Annotated in this window: 15 protein-coding genes; 6 read left to right on the top strand and 9 right to left on the bottom strand. The window is 64.5% G+C overall.

Features of this window, described 5'->3' with window-relative positions; all coding sequences use genetic code 11:
* Positions 1-20 precede the first annotated feature (20 nt).
* The 5 genes from HFP57_RS12165 to HFP57_RS12145 are packed head-to-tail and all read right to left on the bottom strand — an operon-like array spanning position 21 to position 3314.
* Positions 21-833, bottom strand: a complete 813-nt coding sequence (locus HFP57_RS12165; protein ID WP_176870012.1) for a patatin-like phospholipase family protein — start codon at positions 831-833, stop codon at positions 21-23.
* On the bottom strand, positions 830-1042 hold the full coding sequence (locus tag HFP57_RS12160) for a putative signal transducing protein (protein ID WP_176870011.1): 213 nt from the start codon (positions 1040-1042) through the stop codon (positions 830-832). The genes HFP57_RS12165 and HFP57_RS12160 overlap by 4 nt, the downstream gene beginning before the upstream one ends.
* 3 nt (positions 1043-1045) lie before the next feature.
* Positions 1046-1606 carry a pyridoxamine 5'-phosphate oxidase family protein gene (locus HFP57_RS12155; RefSeq protein WP_176870010.1) on the bottom strand — a complete coding sequence of 187 codons (561 nt, stop codon included), beginning with the start codon at positions 1604-1606 and terminating at the stop codon, positions 1046-1048.
* Between the two features lie 27 nt (positions 1607-1633).
* Entirely contained in the window at positions 1634-3064 is a 1431-nt protein-coding gene (gene tldD / locus HFP57_RS12150; RefSeq protein ID WP_176870009.1) for a metalloprotease TldD, read from the bottom strand.
* Between the two features lie 19 nt (positions 3065-3083).
* A complete protein-coding gene (locus tag HFP57_RS12145) occupies positions 3084-3314 on the bottom strand; it encodes a zinc-finger domain-containing protein (RefSeq protein WP_176871298.1) in 231 nt (76 codons plus the stop codon).
* Between the two features lie 367 nt (positions 3315-3681).
* On the opposite strand from HFP57_RS12145, the gene HFP57_RS12140 reads away from it, so the two are divergent.
* Positions 3682-4188, top strand: a complete 507-nt coding sequence (locus HFP57_RS12140) for a DUF4402 domain-containing protein (RefSeq protein ID WP_176870008.1) — start codon at positions 3682-3684, stop codon at positions 4186-4188.
* Positions 4189-4288: 100 nt separating this feature from the next.
* On the opposite strand, the gene HFP57_RS12135 is transcribed toward HFP57_RS12140, so the two are convergent.
* Positions 4289-4813, bottom strand: a complete 525-nt coding sequence (locus HFP57_RS12135) for a DUF4402 domain-containing protein (protein WP_176870007.1) — start codon at positions 4811-4813, stop codon at positions 4289-4291.
* A 137-nt stretch (positions 4814-4950) separates the two neighbouring features.
* Here HFP57_RS12135 and HFP57_RS12130 point away from each other — a divergent pair, with 137 nt between their 5' ends.
* The 5 genes from HFP57_RS12130 to HFP57_RS12110 all read left to right on the top strand — a co-directional run bounded on the left by HFP57_RS12130 (position 4951) and on the right by HFP57_RS12110 (position 13112).
* The gene (locus HFP57_RS12130; RefSeq protein WP_176870006.1) at positions 4951-5871 is read left to right on the top strand and encodes an ABC transporter ATP-binding protein; all 921 of its coding nucleotides are present in this window, start codon (positions 4951-4953) and stop codon (positions 5869-5871) included.
* Positions 5871-7460 (top strand): L-aspartate oxidase, encoded by a 1590-nt coding sequence (gene nadB, locus HFP57_RS12125; RefSeq protein WP_176871297.1) that lies wholly within the window; start codon positions 5871-5873, stop codon positions 7458-7460. Before HFP57_RS12130 ends, nadB begins: the two co-directional genes overlap by 1 nt.
* A 165-nt stretch (positions 7461-7625) precedes the next feature.
* Positions 7626-8798, top strand: coding sequence for an MFS transporter (locus HFP57_RS12120; protein WP_176870005.1), 1173 nt, complete (start codon positions 7626-7628; stop codon positions 8796-8798).
* 41 nt (positions 8799-8839) lie between these two features.
* Entirely contained in the window at positions 8840-11602 is a 2763-nt protein-coding gene (gene polA / locus HFP57_RS12115; RefSeq protein ID WP_176870004.1) for a DNA polymerase I, read from the top strand.
* A 22-nt stretch (positions 11603-11624) separates the two neighbouring features.
* Positions 11625-13112, top strand: a complete 1488-nt coding sequence (locus tag HFP57_RS12110; RefSeq protein WP_176870003.1) for a lipopolysaccharide biosynthesis protein — start codon at positions 11625-11627, stop codon at positions 13110-13112.
* 36 nt (positions 13113-13148) lie between these two features.
* Here HFP57_RS12110 and purH read toward each other — a convergent pair whose 3' ends face one another.
* From purH to rpe, 3 genes are all read right to left on the bottom strand, one after another.
* Positions 13149-14738, bottom strand: coding sequence for a bifunctional phosphoribosylaminoimidazolecarboxamide formyltransferase/IMP cyclohydrolase (gene purH / locus HFP57_RS12105; protein ID WP_176870002.1), 1590 nt, complete (start codon positions 14736-14738; stop codon positions 13149-13151).
* Between the two features lie 93 nt (positions 14739-14831).
* On the bottom strand, positions 14832-16565 hold the full coding sequence (locus HFP57_RS12100) for a heparinase II/III family protein (RefSeq protein ID WP_176870001.1): 1734 nt from the start codon (positions 16563-16565) through the stop codon (positions 14832-14834).
* Positions 16562-17224 (bottom strand): ribulose-phosphate 3-epimerase, encoded by a 663-nt coding sequence (rpe, locus tag HFP57_RS12095; RefSeq protein ID WP_176870000.1) that lies wholly within the window; start codon positions 17222-17224, stop codon positions 16562-16564. Before rpe ends, HFP57_RS12100 begins: the two co-directional genes overlap by 4 nt.
* Positions 17225-17244 lie beyond the last annotated feature (20 nt).

The following is a 17244-nucleotide window of genomic DNA, read 5'->3' as shown; positions in this document are numbered from 1 at the left end:
TCGGCTGAAAATTTTTTCGCTTACGTCTGTGCGAGGCGTTCGATATCGGCCATCGCGCTCGCGACCGAACGGCGGCCGATGGCGATCAGGTCTTCGGCCCGCGTGAAATTGGACGTGTCGATATGACCGACCGGAAGCGCAAGCTCGAGGTCTGGCGGATCGCGATCGAGCGACAGGCGTGCAAGCTTCGAGAGCATCAGTCCGGTAGCACCGCGCACGACCGAAAGCGTCGTCAGCCGCGCATCTTGATCGCCGCTTATGCCGACCGCCGCACGCCGGGCCTGATAGTCGCCCTGCAGGTTGATCGCGACGACCGGACGCCCGCCGGCCATGGCCCTGGCCGGCGCGACCGGCACCGGCATCACCGCGCCGCCATCCGACAATATCCGTCCGTCGCGGATTACCGGCTGGAAAATCCCGGGCAAAGCGATGGTGGCGTGGATCGCATCGCCCACCGGCCCATGGTCGAGAATGACCGAATCTCCCGATACGAGGTCGGCGGCAATGACGGCGGTGGGAATGGCAAGCGCTTCGAAGGTGAGGTCGCCGAGATGCTCCTCGATCAGCCTGGCGATAGCCTTGCCGCTGAGCACGGATCCGGGACGCCAGTTGGGGCCGAGATAGCGCAAGACCGTGCGCATCGAGGATGCCGAATGGGCCAGCTCTTCCAGCGTTTCGAGGCGGCCCGACGCGAAGGCGATGGATACGACGCCGCCGATCGACGTTCCGGCCAGCGCGTTGACCTCGATCCCGGCGGCCTCCAGTTCGCGCAACACGCCGATATGCGCCCAACCCAGCCCGGCGCCGCCACCGAGAGCGAGCGCAATCGTCATTGCGCCTCGGCGTCTCGGATAATGGCGAGCGCGGCTTCCAGATCGTCTTCATCGACCATCAGCCGGACCGGGATCATGATGCCCACGCTTTCGGCGATATTCATGCCGGTGTCGAAACAGACGGACTCGATGCCGTCGGCCTGCAAACGGCCATGGATGATTGCTGCCTCGACACCGCTCGGAAACCGGCTCAGCTCGACGAGCGCCATCGGCTATGCGTCCGCGCCGAAATAACGGTTCGTCGGGCGGACGGGCAGCCCGTCGATACTCTCGGTGCGTCCGGCCACCTTGTCGAGCCACGCCTGCTCGTCGATCTGTCTATGCGCTTTCTTGAGCGTCTCGCGGTCTTTGACATGTTCCATCATCGGCACGCCCCAACCGCAACTCGTCTGCACATTGTCGACGGAAATATCGAAAATCTGGCGGGTCCCGGGGAGCAACTCGAAATGCGCGGCGAGATCGGCCCAGCCCTCATCCTGCGGCAATACGGGTTTTCCATGCCCATAGATGCGGAAGATCAGCGCCGGATTCTCGAACGCGCAGAACATGAGCGTGACCCGCCCATCCGCGACGAGATGCGCATGCGTCTCGTTCCCCGATCCGCCGAGATCGAGATAGGCGACCCGGTCGGGTGCGAGCACGCGAAACGCGTCATAGCCCTTGGGCGACAAGTTGATCCGCCCGTCGGCCGCCGCCGTCGCGACGAAGAATATCGGCTGCTTCTCGACAAAGGCGATATGCTTCTCGGTCAATTCGTCGAAAAAGTCGGCCATTGCTTCGTCCTTTGATTCGTGGTGCCGTTATGCCGCCGTCCCGCCGACCGTAAGCCCGTCGACCAGCAGGGTCGGCTGGCCGACCCCCGCCGGGATCGACTGGCCGGCCTTGCCGCAAATTCCGATGCCCTCGTCCAGCGCCAGATCGTTGCCGATCGCCGCGACCTTGGTCAGCACGGTCGGGCCGTCGCCGATCAGCGTCGCGCCCTTGATCGGCGCGCCGATCTTGCCGTTCTTCACGCGATAGGCCTCGGTACAGCTGAACACGAACTTGCCGCTCGTGATGTCGACCTGCCCGCCGCCGAAGCTTTTGGCGAAGATGCCGTCCTTGACCCGGCTCATAATCTCTTCCGGATCGTCTTCGCCGGCACGCATGAACGTATTCGTCATCCGCGGCATCGGCGCATGGGCGAAGCTTTCGCGCCGTCCGTTGCCGGTGGCCGCAACGCCCATCAGCCGCGCGTTCATCCGGTCCTGCATGTATCCCGCGAGGATCCCGTCCTCGATCAGCACGGTTTCCTGGGTCGGCGTGCCTTCGTCGTCGATCGACAGCGAACCGCGCCTGTCGGCGATCGATCCATCATCAACCACTGTCACGCCCGGCGCGGCGACGCGCTCCCCGATCCGGCCCGAAAAGGCGGACGTGCCCTTGCGATTGAAATCGCCCTCGAGCCCGTGGCCAATCGCCTCGTGGAGCAATACCCCCGGCCAGCCGGGGCCGAGCACGACGGTCATTTCGCCGGCCGGAGCGGGCTCGGACGCAAGATTGACGACGGCCTGGGCCAGCGCCTCGTCGATCGCCCGGTTCCAGTTCGCGGATTCGAACAGGCGGCCGTAGAGATAGCGCCCGCCCATGCCGAAAAAGCCGGTCTCGCGCCGGCCGTTTTCCTCGACGACGATCGAAACGTTGAGTCGCACGAGCGGCCGGATATCGGTCGCCACATAGCCGTCAGGGCGGACGATCTCGACGACGCTCCACGAACCCGAAAGCCCCGCCGTTACCTGCACGACGCGGGGATCGCGCGCGCGGGCCGCGGCATCGATCTGCTCGCACAGCGCCACTTTTTCGGCGAACGGGACCAGCGTCAGCGGATCGTTATCGGTATAGAGATGCCGGTTGGTCGGGCGGGGCGGCGCCTGCCGCGGCTGCGTCGCCGGATCGAGCAGCCGCATGGTTTCGCCGGCCCGGCGGATCGCCGCTTCGCTGATCTCGTTGGCATGGGCGAAGGCGGTGGTTTCGCCCGATACGCCGCGCAACCCGAACCCCGCCTCGGTACTGTAATCGGCCGTTTTGAGACGCCCGTCGTCGAACGCGAAGGCCTCGCTCGCGCTATATTGGAGGTACAGCTCGCCATCGTCGGCGGGCTTTAGGATCTCGGCCGCCAGCGATTGCGCGCGATCGGGGTCGAGCGCATCGGGACGGTAGAGAAGCGAACGGGGATCGGAAGCTGTCGTCATGCTTTCCGATATAAGGCGATTAGCCGGCGGATACACCCTTGTCGGGCGCATTATCGCCTGCGCCGGTATCGGCCGGGCCGCCAATCAGGATGAAGCGGCGATCGCAATAGCCGCAATCGACAAAGCCCGTTTCGTCGATCTCGAGCCAGACGCGCGGATGGCCGAGCGCGGCACCGCCCGGGATATCGTCGGCGCCGTCACAGGCGACGCGGGATTCTGCGACACGGATGGTTTCGGGTTGGTCGGTCATGATGGCGCCGCGCATAGCAAGCGCCTGATGGCCGTGCAATCGGCTTGGACGATCCTAATCGACGATGAAGATGGCCCGTTGCCCCGTTGCGCGAACGGGCCGCCCGATCAGGCCGGGCCGGACTGGAATATCTGCGCTGCGAGCGTCGCGGAAGCCGCGAATTCGCTGACGATCTTGTGCCAGATGCAAGATATGGATTGCCATGTCATGCAACGGGAATACGCCCCGGGTCGTTAAGGCGGTCCTGACAGACAGGCTTAAGACAAGCTTTACCGCGATCTTTTCGCTTACAGCCTGTTAACCACGAAGCTTGACCGGATATTGATGATGATCGGCCAGAAAGCCGCTTCTGGATCCGGGGGGATTTATGAAACGCGAATTGTTTTGGGCCATTCTGGCTCCGACCTTGGCCGCGGGCCATATCGGCGCCGCGCATGCCGCTGACGACAGCGCCGATTCCGAGGCGGTGATCGTCACGCCGCTTTCGCTGGTCAATACAACCGATCTGGAATTCGGAACGCTGCTCGCCGGTCCTACCGCGGGCACAGTGGTCATCAATCCCGATAGTGACGCCCGCTCGGTAACCGGCGGCGTCACGGCAGCCGGCTCGGGGGGGCAGGCCGCCCAATTCTGGACCTATGGCGGACCGCTGCAGTTCATCTTCGTGACCCGCGGCCCGCTCCCGGTCCTCGATCGGGTCGGCGGCGGCAGCAGCATGAATGTTTCGCAGCTGACGCTCAACGGCCCGGTTTTCCGGTTCCTGAACAATGCCGGCCTGCTCGATCTGCGCGTGGGGGGCAGGTTGCAGGTCGGCGCCAACCAGGCCCCGGGCGTCTATGAAGGCGAGTTCCAGATCACCGTGACCTATTTCTAGGTCCCGTCACGCACGCTAGAGTATTGCTGAAGACAAGCGATCGGATCGCCGGTTCGAACCGGGCCGCGCGATCCGGCCCATCCTCTATGGATTGTCGGGATCAGCGATAGTCGACGGTGACGTCGAACGTCCCGTCATAAACGCCCGGGGCCTGGTTGGCGCCGACCTGCAACCGGCCGCTGACATAGAAAGTCCGCTGGCCCGCAGCGTCCAGCCGCTTGTTCCGGTTGCCGTTGATCCGCACGCGGTCCATCGTCATCGTTGCGCCGCCGCCCAGGCGCGAGAGCGTGATCGGCGCGGCGGCCGTCGTGATGCGCACGCGCTGACCCGACGGTCCGGTGATCAGGAATTCGCCGCGCTGGCAATCGGTGCCGATCAGGGTCACCCCGCCCTGGGCGACGCACACGCCGTTGTTCCGGCGGATATTGATGCGCCCGGCCGTGTTGCTGGGAATGATCGTGCCGAAGTCGAGAACCGAGACCTGGGTCAGCGCCAGTTGCTGCAGGATTGCGGTTTCGGCCGTGCCATTCGTGGTTGCGGCGTCAAGCGGCATTGCGACCAGCAGGAGCGGCGATGCTATGCCGATAAACGCCCCCCGGCGCGCAATGGCTGTTTTGCGGATCATTTCAGTATGTTCCCCCGAAACCGCTTATCGTGAAAAACAGCAAACATCCGCCGAACAAGTCTGGTTAAGGACATGAAAAGCATAAACAGGCCGGCGACGCTTTGCGCCATCGGTGCGACGCGCTATGCGCTGCGGACATGACAGAAGCAGCCATTCGCGTCGAAAACGTCACGAAAATCTACGAGGGCGCAACCCGCGCGCTCGACAGCGTCAATCTGACGGTACCGCGCGGCACGATATTCGGACTGCTCGGCCCCAACGGCGCCGGCAAGTCGACGCTGATCAACATCCTCGCCGGCCTCGTCAACAAAACCGCGGGCTCAGCTTCGATCTGGGGCTTCGACATCGACCGCGATCCCCGCAATGCCAAGGCGAGCATCGGCATCGTCAACCAGGAAATCACGTTCGATCCCTTTTTTACACCAGCTGAGACACTGGATATTCAGGCCGGGTTGTACGGCGTATCCCGGAGCGCGAAGCGGACTGCCGAATTGCTCAGGGCCGTCCGCCTCGAAGACAAGGCGGACGCCTATGCCCGCACGCTCTCCGGCGGCATGAAACGCCGGCTCATGGTGGCCAAGGCGATGGTCCATTCGCCGCCGGTGCTCGTGCTCGACGAACCGACGGCCGGCGTCGACATCGATCTCCGGCGTCAGCTCTGGGACTATGTGCGCGAACTGCATGCGGGCGGCGTGACCGTCGTCCTCACGACGCACTATCTCGAAGAGGCGGAGGAATTGTGCGACCGGATCGCCATCATCAATCACGGCAAGCTCATCGCCGACAAGCCGACCCGCGAACTGGTGAACATGGCGCAGGAGAAAGCCGTCGTGGTCACGGTGGAAAACGACATCGCGATACCGCCGGACAAGGCCGCATTCGAAAAGGTCGAACAGATCGACGCACGGACGCTTTCGATCACCTATCGCAAGGACCGGGTGAATGCCGGCGAGGTGCTTTCGGCCTTGGGTGAAGCCGGCCACAACATCATCGATGTTTCGACGCGCGAAGCCGATCTCGAGGACGTCTTTCTCAACCTGACCCGGACCGCCGCGTGATCGATCACGACGTCCTGATCATCGGCTCGGGCGCGGCCGGCCTGACGGCAGCGATTACGCTCGCCGAGCGGTTCAAGGTGCTCGTGCTCGCCAAGGGCGAGATATCGGGCGGATCGACGGCCTGGGCGCAGGGCGGGATCGCCGCCGTGCTGGAACCCGGGGATACGTTCGAGAGCCATATCGGGGACACGATGGACGCCGGCGCCGGGCTCAACCGCAAGGAAACGGTCGAGTTCGTCGTCGAGAACGCGCCGCGGGCGATCGCGCGGCTGGTCGAACTCGGCGTGCCCTTCAATGTCGAGGCGGATGGCGACCTGCACCTCACCCGCGAGGGCGGACACAGCCATCGCCGTATCGTCCATGTCGACGACGCGACCGGATGGGCCGTGCAGGAAGCGCTGGAACGGGCCGCCGAGGCCAATCCGAATATCACCATGCTGCCCGACATGGTAGCGATCGACCTGATCACCGACCGGCACGCCGATGCGCCGACCGAGACCGACCATGTCTGGGGCGCCTATGCGTTCAACAAGGCCAGCGGCCATGTCGAGACCTTTGCCGCGCGCGCGACGATCCTCGCAACCGGCGGAGCCGGGCGCACCTATCTCTTCTCGACCGCGCCGCGCGGCGCGACCGGCGACGGCATCGCCATGGCCTGGCGCGCCGGGTGCAGCATTTCCAACATGGAATTCATGCAGTTCCACCCGACCTGCCTCTACAATCTCGAGGTCAAGAATTTCCTGATCACCGAGGCGGTGCGCGGCGAAGGCGGGCATCTGAAACTGCCGCACGATGCGCCCGATCCGGGCAAACGCTTCATGCCCGAATTCGACAAACGCGCCGAGCTCGCGCCGCGCGACATCGTCGCCCGCGCGATCGACCATGAGATCAAGCGCTTGGGGCTCGACTATGTCCATCTCGACATCAGTCATCGCGAGCCCGAATTCGTGAAAGAGCATTTCCCGAATATCCACGACAAACTGATCGGCCTCGGCATCGACATGACGGTGGAGCCGATCCCGGTCGTCCCCGCCCAGCATTATACGTGCGGCGGCGTGCGCATCGATCTCGACGGCCGCACCGATCTGCCCGGCCTGTATGCGGCTGGCGAGGTCAGCGAGAGCGGCCTGCATGGCGCCAACCGGCTCGCATCCAATTCGCTGCTCGAATGTTTCGTGTTCGGCGAAGCGGCGGCCAACCATATCAGCACGAACTGGGACTCGCTTCCCGAACCGCCGGCCATCCAGCCCTGGGACGAAAGCCGGGTGACCGATTCCGACGAGGAAGTCGTGGTCCAGCACAACTGGCGCGAGATTCGCCGCTTCATGTGGGACTATGTCGGCATCGTCCGCACGACGAAACGTCTCGAACGCGCCCAGCATCGCGTCGAGCTGCTGCGCCAGGAAGTCGACGAATATTATGGCAATTTCCGCGTGACGCCCGACCTGATCGAGCTCCGCAACCTGATCGAAGTCGCCGCGCTGATCGTCCGTTCGGCGCTGGCGCGCCAGGAAAGCCGCGGCCTGCACTATACGACGGACTATCCGGACCGTGCGAAGAATGCGGTGGATACCGTCCTCAAACCATAGTATCGGGCGGGAATGACCAGCAGATACGAAATGACCTGACTGGGGCGGGCGGACTTGTGCCGCCCTCCGCCTTTAGCTGCGGCGCACGGGAACGCGGAAGCCAGACCGCCGCCGCGTTCCAAACGTCGTTTCGCCGCCTTGATCCGTCATCCGCTGGAATCCCCGATGCCTCTCCCCCGCTTCCTGCGCGCCTATTACGCCTATGTCTTCCTGTTCGATTTCATGCTCGGCTATGCGATCTACACGGTCTATTTTCAGCTGAGCGGGCTCGACGTCTGGGGCATCGCCCTGCTCTTCGTTATCTGGTCGGCCGTCGCTGCGGCTTTCGAAATGCCGTCCGGGGCGCTGGCCGACCATTTCGACCGCCGCTGGCAAATGATGGCCGCGCCGCTGGTCAAAGCCACCGCCTTCGCGATCTGGGCGCTGGCGGGCGGCAGTTTCGCGCTCTTCGCAATCGGCTTTGTCGTCTGGAGCTTCGCCGATTCGCTCGTATCGGGCTGCAAGCAGGCCCTGCTCTACGAGCATATGGAGGCGGCCGGTCAGGCCGACGACTATGACCGCATTCTCGGTCGGGACCGGGCGCTCGTCGAGATCAGCGCCGGCATCGCGCTCGTCCTCGGCGGGATCGTCGGCCATTTTTCGATGCCGCTCGCGCTGTGGCTGGCGATCCCGCCCCTGGCGCTGGCGTCGATCGTCGCCTTCTGGCTGCCCGATATCCGTCTGCGTTCTGACGCGGGAGAGGAGAAGCCGGGCTATCTCAGCCATTTCGCCGAGGCGCTCGGCGAATTCCGGCGGAGCGCGGACCTGCGTTTCATCACCGCCTATCTGACGCTCGGGATCATGCTGTTCGGCGTGCTCGAGGAATTCGATCCGCTTTACTATCTCGCGGTCGGGATGCCGATCTGGACTTTCGGACTGATCGGCGCCCTCGCTATCGCCGCCTATGCCGCCGCCAATGTCGCCGCCTATCGCTTCGCCGGCTTTCGCGCGGGCGGCTGGCTGTTTCCGCTCGTCGCCGGGCTCTTTCTCTTCACGGCGGGGATCGCCGAATCCGCCTGGCTGCTGATTCCGCTGATGCTCGCCTATATCTGCGCCGCGCCCGTCTGGGTGCTCGGCGAAGCCAAGTTTCAGCGGGTGATGAGCGGCGCGAGCCGCGCGACGACGACATCGACGATGATGTTCTTCCATTGCCTGGCGAGCATCGGCATGTCCCTCGCGATCGGCGGCCTCGCACTGACGATCGGGCTGATCCCGGCCTATGGCTGGTGCGGCATCTATCTGATCGCCTTTTCGGCCTGGGCGTGGTGGCGCGACCGGCGCGGGCAAAGCGCGATCTAGAGGCCCTTTGCCCCGCGCCGCGCATCGGCTAGACCCGCCCGATGCCTGAGGGGAAGCATCTCTATCTCGTCGACGGATCGAGCTATATTTTTCGCGCCTATCACCGGCTGCCGCCGCTGACCAATGTGCGCGGCGAGCCGGTCGGCGCGGTCTATGGCTATACGACCATGTTGTGGAAGCTCGTCGACCAGCTCAACGCCGAGGAGGGCCCGACCCATCTTGCCGTGATCCTCGATGCGAGTGCGGAGACTTTCCGCAACGAGATCTACGACCAGTACAAGGCCAACCGGCCGGAGCCGCCCGAGGACCTCGTCCCGCAATTCCCGATGATCCGCGATGCCACGCGCGCCTTTTCGCTGCCCTGTATCGAGGAACTCGGGTTCGAGGCGGACGACCTCATCGCCTCCTATTCCAAGGTGGCGCTCCGGGACGGTTGGAAGGTCACAATCGTCAGTTCGGACAAGGATCTGATGCAGCTGATCGAACCGGGCCTCGATCTTTATGACACCATGAACGACCGCAAGCTCGGCCGCGATCACGTGCTCGACAAGTTCGGCGTCGAGCCCGACAAGCTCGGCGAGGTGCTCGCACTGATGGGCGACACGTCGGACAATATTCCCGGCGTCACCGGTATCGGCCCCAAGACCGCATCCAAGCTGATCAACGAATATGGCACGGTCGACGCTGTCCTCGAGGCGGCGCCGGACATGAAAAAGTCCAAGATGCGCGAAAATCTGATCGAACAGGCGGACAATGCCCGGATGTCCCGCGTCTTGGTGACGCTCAAGGACGACGTCCCGCTGCCCGAACCTCTCGAGGATTTCGAACTGGACGGGATTCCCGAAGCGCCCTTGCGCGAATTCCTCACCGATCATGGTTTCAAGTCGCTGCTCACCCGGATCGGCGGCGACACGGCCCGTGCCGAGATGGCGCAACATAGCGAAACGGGTGCCGAGGAGGCGGAGGACGAACCGCCGATCGACCGCAGCGCCTATGAAACGGTGACCGAAGAAACCGCGCTCGACAGGTGGATCGCCGAGGCGCGGCGCATCGGCCATATCGCCGTCGATACCGAAACGGACAGTCTGGAATCGGTGACCGCGCGGCTGGTCGGCGTGTGTCTGGCCACCGAGCCCGGCAAGGCCTGTTACATCCCGCTCGGCCATGGCGGCGGCGACCTGCTCGGCGAAAATCCCGACCAGATCGATTTCGATACCGCGATCGCCAAGCTCAAGCCGCTGTTCGAGGACCCGGCCGTCCTCAAGATCGGCCATAACCTCAAATATGACATGGGCGTGCTGACCCAGCATGACATCGTTCTTGCGCCGATCGACGATACGATCGTGATGAGCTTCGATCTCGAGGCCGGAATGCACGGCCATGGCATGGACGAGATCGCGCAGCTGTTCCTCGGTCATGAATGTATCAAGTTCAAGGACCTGGTCGGCACCGGCAAGCAGCAGATTTCCTTCGCCGAGGTGCCGCTCGACAAGGCGACCGAATATGCAGCCGAAGACGCCGATGTGACCCTGCGGCTCTGGAAGCGGCTGAAGCCGCGCCTGCCGGTCGACAAGGTCACCCGGGTCTATGAGCTGGTCGACCGGCCGCTGGTTCCGGTCATCGCGCGCATGGAATGCGCGGGCGTCAAGGTCGATCGCGAGGAGCTCGCGCGGCTGTCGGCCGATTTCGCCGAGCAGATGGAAGCGACCGAGAAGGAGGTCCATGAGATTGCGGGCGAACCCTTCACCATAGGCAGTCCGAAACAGCTCGGCGAGATCCTGTTCGACAAGATGGGCCTGAAAGGCGGGCGCAAAGGAAAATCGGGCGTCTGGTCGACCGACGTCAACGAGATGGAGCGCCTCGCCCGCGACGGCGAGCCGATCGCACAGAAGATTCTCGACTGGCGCCAGCTGTCGAAGCTCAAATCCACCTATACCGACGCGTTGCAGGCGGAGATCAACCCCGAAACCGGGCGCGTCCACACCAGCTATTCGCTGACCGGCGCGCAGACCGGGCGGCTATCCTCGACCGAACCGAACCTCCAGAATATCCCGATCCGCACCGAAATGGGCCGCAAGATCCGCTACGCATTCGTGGCCGAGCCCGGCAATGTGCTGCTCGCCGCAGATTACAGCCAGATCGAGCTGCGCCTCGCCGCGCATATGGCCGATGTGCCGGCGCTCAAGGAAGCGTTCGAGGCAGGCGAAGATATTCACAACCGCACGGCGCAGGAGCTGTTCGGCGAGGTCGACCGCGATACGCGCGGCAAGGCGAAAACGATCAACTTCGCTATATTGTACGGGATATCGCGCTGGGGCCTGGCCGGACGGCTGGAAATCACCCCGGACGAAGCGCAGGACATGATCGACCGCTATTTCGAGCGCTTTCCGGGCATCAACCAATATATCACCCAGACGCTGACCGCGGCGCGCGAGGCCGGCTTCACCGAAACCCTGTTCGGCCGCAAGACGCATTTCCCGCGCCTCAAGAGCAAGGTCCAGCACGAGCGCCAGGGGAGCGAGCGCGCGGCAATCAACGCGCCGATCCAGGGAACCAGCGCCGACATCATCAAGCGGGCCATGGCGCGGATGCGGCCGGCGCTCGCGAAGGAAGGGCTCGATGACGTCAGAATGCTGCTCCAGGTGCACGACGAACTGGTCTTCGAACTGCCTGAAAACCAAGTGGAATCGGCCTCGGCCGTGATCGGTGACGTCATGGCTTCAGCCGCCGAACCGCTGGTCAGGATCGACGTGCCGCTTGCCGTCGATATCGGCACCGGCCCGAGCTGGGGCGCTGCGCATTGAGCTGTCCTGACAGGCGCATGGTATGGCGGATATAAAGAAGCCTCCGCCGCCCGATTTGTCCGCGCTCGCCAGGGGCGGTCGGACCAATTTTTTCGGGTTCATCCTCCGGCTGGCCGCCCGCATCCCATTCCTCTTCATTGCCGGTCGCTGGTACGGCGCCGAGGCGCTCGGCATTTTCGCTTATGCCGTCATCGTCGTCGAGTTCGCGGCGCAACTCTCGACGCTCGGGCTCAAACGCGGGCTGGCGGAACAGCTCTCCAAGACCGATCGGCCGCATGTCGACGTCATCTGGGATGCCATGCTCGCCGGGTTCGTCGCTTCGGCCATCGCCGTCGCGTTACTGGTCGCCTTTCCGCAGGCGATGTTCCCGAACAGCGAAATCCAGGGGCTGGAACGGCTGCTGCCGCTGACGATTTTCGCGCTGGCGGCTTCGGATATCGCGCTCGCCGCGCTCGCCTATCGTCACGATATCGGCGCCACGGTCCGCGCTCGGGCGATCGTCGAACCCTGGACGATCAGCATCGCTGCCTTCTTCCTGGCGTTCTATTCGCTGCGCGACGGGCTGATCCTCGCCTATGTGCTCTCGATGATCGCGGCCCTGGCCGCCTCGCTCTGGCCGCTGTTCCGGACCTATGGCGTGCCGCATGGCTGGCGGCCGCATCCGGTGCGGCTGTTGCGGCTCGCCTGGGCCAATCTGCCGATGGCCGGCGCCGACGCGATCGAATGGGTGTCGCGCCGGCTGGATATCGCCATACTCGGCCTGTTTTTCTCGCCCACCATCGTCGGCATATATTATGTCGCCCAGCAGCTCGCTTCCTTGCCCCAAAAGCTCAAGACCAGTTTCGATCCGATCCTCGGGCCGGTGATCACCCAGAATCTGCGCGACGGAAACCGGGCGGCAGTAGCCAAACAGGTGCGCCAGGCCGGTTTCTGGATCATCGCCGCCCAGGCCGGGGTCGCGCTGGCGCTCGGAATTCCCGGCGAAGCCTGGATGGGACTGGTCGGCGCCGCCTTTGTCGGCGGAACCGGAATATTGGCTTTCCTTCTGGCCGCGGAAGTCGTCGCGGCGACAGCCGCCGTTTCGGAAGCAGCACTGGTCTATGTCGCGCGCCACCGCAATCTCATGATCTCCTGCTTCATGCTGGCCGTGCAGGCGGCGTTGACCGTGGCCATCATCCTGATCATGCGGGAAAACGGTTTGCCGATGCTCTATCAGGCGACGGGCCCTGCCCTCGCGCTGATGCTCGCGCTCGGCATGGCTTCGATCATGAAAGCGCGGCTGCTGTCCCGCCTGCTCGAAGCGCCGGTCAGCCCCTGGCGCTGGGCCCTGGTCTGGGCGGCCGGCACGGCGACCGTGGTCGGCTATGTTGCTACCTTCACGCCCGAATGGACGGAATTGCTGATCGGCGTGCCGGCGGTCCTGGCCGCTTACGGCGCCATCATCTGGTATCGCGGCTTCGGGCCGGACGACCGGATCCTGTTCAAGATGGGCAAGCGCGAGGCCGTATAGCCCGACCGGCCGGATCGAGCCCGAAACCCCGGCCCATCAATGCCGGAAGTGCCGCATCCCGGTAAAGACCATCGCAAGGCCAGCCTTGTCGGCCGCCGCGATCACCTCGTCGTCGCGGATCGAGCCGCCAGGCTGGATCACCGCGGTCGCGCCCGCTTCAACGGCCGCCATCAACCCGTCGGCAAAGGGGAAGAAAGCATCCGACGCCACGGCCGAACCGATAGTGCGCGGTTCGCTCCAGCCGGCCTTTTCGGCCGCATCCTTGGCTTTCCAGGCGGCAATACGCGCCGATTCCAGCCGGTTCATCTGTCCCGCGCCCACACCCGCCGTGCTGCTGTCCTTGGCGTAGACGATCGCGTTCGATTTGACATGCTTGGCCACCGTCCAGGCGAAGAGGCAGTCGGCCAGCTCCCGGTCCGTCGGCTGCCTTCTGGTCACGACCGTCAGATCGTCGCGCGTGATCCGCCCATTGTCGCGGCCCTGAAACAGCAGGCCGCCGGCGATCGTCTTCATCGTCAGGCCCGGCCGCGCCGGATCGGCGAAATCGCCCGTCAGCAGCAGCCGCAGATTCTTCTTCCTGGCGAAGATGGCGCGCGCCTCTTCATCGGCGTCCGGTGCGATCACAACCTCGGTGAAGATTTCGGTGATAGCCGCCGCGATTTCCGCGTCGAGCGACTGATTGAGCGCGACGATTCCGCCAAAGGCCGAGACAGTATCGCAGACGAACGCCGCCTTGTACGCATCGATCGCCGAGCCGGCGGTCGCCACGCCGCACGGATTGGCATGCTTGACGATCACACAGCTGGGCTCGGCGGTATCGAATTCGGAAACCAGCTCGAGCGCCGCATCGGCATCGTTGAAATTATTGTAGCTGAGTTCCTTGCCCTGCAGCTGCTCGGCCTGGGCGATCCCTTTCGCGCCCGGCATTTCGGGCTCGTAGAGCGAAGCCGCCTGATGCGGGTTTTCGCCGTAGCGCAAGGCCTGTTTGCGGCGGACGGGGATCTGCAGCCGCTCGGGAAACTGCTCCCCCTGATCGGCAAAGGCGAACCAGCTGGCAATCATCGAATCATAGGTCGCCGTCGCTGCAAAAGCGTTTGCAGCCAGGCGTTTACGGAAGTCTAGAGACGTCATGCCGCCATCGGCATCGAGCGCCGCGATCAGCTCGTCATAGTCCGCCGGATCGGTAACGATCGCGACATGGGCATGATTCTTGGCCGCCGAACGCACCATGGACGGACCGCCGATATCGATATTCTCGATGATATCCGGCCGATCGGCGCCGCGCGCCACCGTGGCGGCGAAGGGATAGAGGTTGACCACGACCAGGTCGATCGCGCCGATATCATGCGCCTCCATTGCGGCGACATGCTCGTCATTGTCGCGCACGGCGAGAAGGCCGCCATGCACCTTGGGATGCAGCGTTTTGACCCGTCCATCCATCATTTCGGGGAAGCCGGTCAGGTCCGATATATCCCGCACGTCGAGCCCGGCATCGCGCAGCGCCTTCGCGGTGCCGCCGGTCGACACCAGTTCGACGCCGTGGCGTACGAGCGCCTGCCCGAGTTCGGCGAGACCGTTTTTGTCGGAAACGGAAAGCAGGGCGCGGGTAACTTTGACCTGTGTCATGAGAGATCCTGTTCGAGAAAACCGATATGGGAGAGCATCCGGCATCATCCGCGCCGGCAAGCCGAGGGAAGAATCGCGGCTGTCTTTAGCGCCCTATCCCGCGCGACGGAAGAGCCAGCCGATGGTCGTGCCGCCTGGCGCCGCCTCGCCGGCCAGCACCAGTTGCTTGGTCTCGCACAACCGCGATTTTTCATCGACCCAGACGCTGTCGTCGATCATAAGGCCGGTGCCGCGGCACCGGAAATGCCAGGCCGGACCGCCCTCGACGCGGAGCAGCGCGCCCATATTGTCCGCCGTCGGCGAGACATCGACGCCCGCGCCCAGATGGAAGCGGATGGCGAAAGCCGCCCCGTTCGATTTGTGCCGGCCGCCGGGAAGCAGCACGTCCTCGCCGCGCAATTCGTCGCCGTCCTCCGACAGACCCAATTGCCGCTTGTGGACGAGCCCGAACCGCTGGACGTAACCGTCATGGCTCGCCTCGAGCCGCGCGATGCCGTTGCGTTCGCGCCGGTTGAGTTCGACCTCGACCACGCCGCGCCCGAGCGAACCGTCCGGATTGAGCGCCGTGGAATTGCTGTCTGCGACCGTCAGCGTCGAATGGGCGGCCGTGGTCCGCAACCCGTCCGCAAAACTCTTCGGCAGCGCCGTACCGCCGGCGCCCCCGCAATTGACCACGATGCGATGCGGACCGTGCGACATCTCGAAGGCCAGGGTCGAGGCGCACCCCCCGGTTTCCAGCCGCATCGAAGGAGGCGGCGCGGCATCGACCACCAGCACCGTGTCGCCGGCGGCCATGCGCTGATAGCCCCAGTCGCGCGCCTTGCGCAGCGGCAAGGCGCGATGCCCGGTCGCCTCGACCGACGCAGCGATCCGGCGGCCGGGGATGGGCGCACCGCCCTGCCAGCTCGAAAGGCCGCCATCGCCGAGCGTCACCCCGAGCAGTGCCGGGACGGCGAAAGACAGAGCCGAATCAAATGTCGCTGGAAACTCCATCCGCCGGGAATCATAGGCCGCACGGAGCATTCCGAGCGTTTCGACCAGTGCGAGCTGGGCCACCGGCGACCGGCAGTTGATCCCGCCATCGGCGGTCAATGCCTGCGACAGCGCGCGTTCGAGACCCGCCTCGCCGCGGGCGACGCGCGGTTCGCCGCCCTGTACCAGAAGACCGGCGCCGATCACCCCGGCCCAGGCGCGGACCTGGGTCAGCCCAGGACTTTCCTTAGACGCCGCGCGGTCGAGATGGCGTGCACCGCGGGCCAGTGTATTGAGGACCGCCGACCGATAGACGAGATCGTTCGATGACAGGATAAGCGGCGCATAGCTCGTCCAGAGGAAAATCCGCTGTCCCCACATCTCGGGTCGCCAGCCGGCCTCGGCAACCTTGCCGCCATGCGTTTCCAGCCAGTTGCGCATCAGCTTTTCCGCGATCGGCGCGATTTCCTCGCGCGAGCCGGCCGAGGCCAGATCGCGCAGCCATTCGAAGCTCTGCAGATAATCGGCGAGACCCGCCGATACGTTGAGCGTGGCGAAATCGAGATCGGCGAGGGCGATCTCCTGGCCATGGAAAAGCGCGCGGCCCTCCAGCAACGAAGCGCCACGGGTCCGGTCGCCGTGAATCGGGTCGTCCGGCACCGCGACGAGCTTGAGCGGAAACTTGCCGCGCAACCGCAACCGGTGCAGCGGCGTGCGCCAGACCATGTGGCGGAACCGCGTGGCCAGCCGTTCGGACAGGGAGAGCCCGCCATCGTCGAGACGGATCAGCCGCCGCCCCTTGTCGATACCGTCCCGCGATTCCTCGGGCATGTCGATCCGCTCGGCGACCGTCATGCGCCCCTCAGCGCACGGATATTGCCGGCATAGCGATCGGGGCCGCCGCGGAAGGTAGCCGTGCCGGCGACCAGCGCATCGGCGCCCGCCGCGATCGCGCGCGGGGCGGTTTCAGGGTCGATCCCGCCATCGACCTCAAGATCGATCGGCTTGCCAAGAGCGTCTATCCGCGCGCGGATCGCCTCGATCTTGCGCAACTGACTTTCGATAAAGCTTTGCCCGCCAAAGCCCGGATTTACGCTCATGACGAGAACGAGGTCGATATCCTCGAGCAGATAGTCGAGCGTCTCGACCGGCGTCGCCGGATTGAGCGAGATTCCCGCGCGCTTGCCCAGCGATTTGATATGCTGGACCGTCCGGTGGACATGCGCGCCGGCTTCGGGATGCACGGTGATGGTGTCGGCGCCCGCTTCGGCAAAACCGTTCAGAAAGGCGTCGACCGGCGATATCATCAGATGGACGTCGAACGGCTTGTCCGTGTGCGGCCGCAATGCCTTCACGACGCTAGGCCCGACGGTAAGATTGGGGACGAAATGCCCGTCCATCACGTCGATATGGATCCAGTCCGCACCGGCGGCATCGATCGCACGAACCTCTTCCCCCAGCTTGGCAAAGTCTGCGGAGAGGATCGAGGGCGCTATGCGGACAGGCCGGGCCATAATCGCGCAGACTTAGGAGA

The organism is Parasphingopyxis algicola (assembly GCF_013378075.1).
Taxonomy (GTDB): Bacteria; Pseudomonadota; Alphaproteobacteria; order Sphingomonadales; family Sphingomonadaceae; genus Parasphingopyxis; species Parasphingopyxis algicola.
The sequence above is the reverse complement of the archived record's forward strand: the minus strand, read 5'-3'. Positions and strand labels throughout refer to the sequence as shown.

Coding starts and splice junctions, on each gene's coding strand:
- HFP57_RS12120 (WP_176870005.1), top strand. CDS start 7,626: ATGCCTCTCCCCCGCTTCCTGCGCGCCTATTACGCCTATGTCTTCCTG.
- HFP57_RS12135 (WP_176870007.1), bottom strand. CDS start 4,813: ATGATCCGCAAAACAGCCATTGCGCGCCGGGGGGCGTTTATCGGCATA.
- tldD (WP_176870009.1), bottom strand. CDS start 3,064: ATGACGACAGCTTCCGATCCCCGTTCGCTTCTCTACCGTCCCGATGCG.
- purH (WP_176870002.1), bottom strand. CDS start 14,738: ATGACACAGGTCAAAGTTACCCGCGCCCTGCTTTCCGTTTCCGACAAA.
- HFP57_RS12100 (WP_176870001.1), bottom strand. CDS start 16,565: ATGACGGTCGCCGAGCGGATCGACATGCCCGAGGAATCGCGGGACGGT.
- HFP57_RS12145 (WP_176871298.1), bottom strand. CDS start 3,314: ATGACCGACCAACCCGAAACCATCCGTGTCGCAGAATCCCGCGTCGCC.
- polA (WP_176870004.1), top strand. CDS start 8,840: ATGCCTGAGGGGAAGCATCTCTATCTCGTCGACGGATCGAGCTATATT.
- HFP57_RS12110 (WP_176870003.1), top strand. CDS start 11,625: ATGGCGGATATAAAGAAGCCTCCGCCGCCCGATTTGTCCGCGCTCGCC.
- rpe (WP_176870000.1), bottom strand. CDS start 17,224: ATGGCCCGGCCTGTCCGCATAGCGCCCTCGATCCTCTCCGCAGACTTT.
- HFP57_RS12140 (WP_176870008.1), top strand. CDS start 3,682: ATGAAACGCGAATTGTTTTGGGCCATTCTGGCTCCGACCTTGGCCGCG.
- HFP57_RS12155 (WP_176870010.1), bottom strand. CDS start 1,606: ATGGCCGACTTTTTCGACGAATTGACCGAGAAGCATATCGCCTTTGTC.
- HFP57_RS12160 (WP_176870011.1), bottom strand. CDS start 1,042: ATGGCGCTCGTCGAGCTGAGCCGGTTTCCGAGCGGTGTCGAGGCAGCA.
- HFP57_RS12165 (WP_176870012.1), bottom strand. CDS start 833: ATGACGATTGCGCTCGCTCTCGGTGGCGGCGCCGGGCTGGGTTGGGCG.
- HFP57_RS12130 (WP_176870006.1), top strand. CDS start 4,951: ATGACAGAAGCAGCCATTCGCGTCGAAAACGTCACGAAAATCTACGAG.